1 protein-coding gene is annotated in these 697 nt (G+C 44.2%); it reads left to right on the forward strand.

Features of this window, described 5'->3' with window-relative positions; all coding sequences use genetic code 11:
- A partial coding sequence (locus R7R24_RS27015; protein WP_318120166.1) for an EAL domain-containing protein occupies positions 1–697 on the forward strand: 697 nt, incomplete at both ends.

Genomic DNA, 697 nt, shown 5'->3' on the forward strand with positions numbered 1-697 from the left:
TACGCCGCCAGATCCGCTCGACCCCGACAACTGGTGCCATATTGGTATCACTATGTACAAAGAGGGAGAACGACACAGCCAAATTATTGATGAGGCGGAAACGGCACTCAGAAGTGCGCAGCTACAAAACAACAATAACTGGAGCCGTTTTAAGAAATGGAACCACGATGAAGAAGCGCGCGGAAGTGTGAGATGGCGTACGTTATTTGATACGGCACTTACATCAGAAAATGTGATACTCTACGCACAATCGGTTCACTCAATCAGTGATGCGACGCATAAAAAAGCCTTACACGAAGAGTTAACATGTCGAATTCGGGATCCTGAAAATGGCATTGTTAAAGCGTCCCGGTTTATCTCTGCTATCAGACAAGTGGGCTATGAAGCTCAAATGGATAGAGCTGTACTTCATAAATTCTTAAAAGACTTTAAAGAGAATTTTGACAGCTCTAAAAATTATGCTCTAAATCTAAATGTGACGCCTTTTTCGAGTCGCGAATACTTCAAGTGGTTTCGTGATGAACTCTTACAGTTGTCACGCGAGCAGAGAAAGTGTCTCAATTTTGAGTTTGTGGAAGCACAATTTGTAAGACACTTAGACTTTATGCGACCAGTCGCTAAAATGCTGGCCGGTTTGGGATGCCATCTCATGGTGGGGCAAGCGGGACGAACCATCGTCAGCACTCACTACCTAAAA

It is taken from the genome of Vibrio sp. 704 (assembly GCF_033339295.1).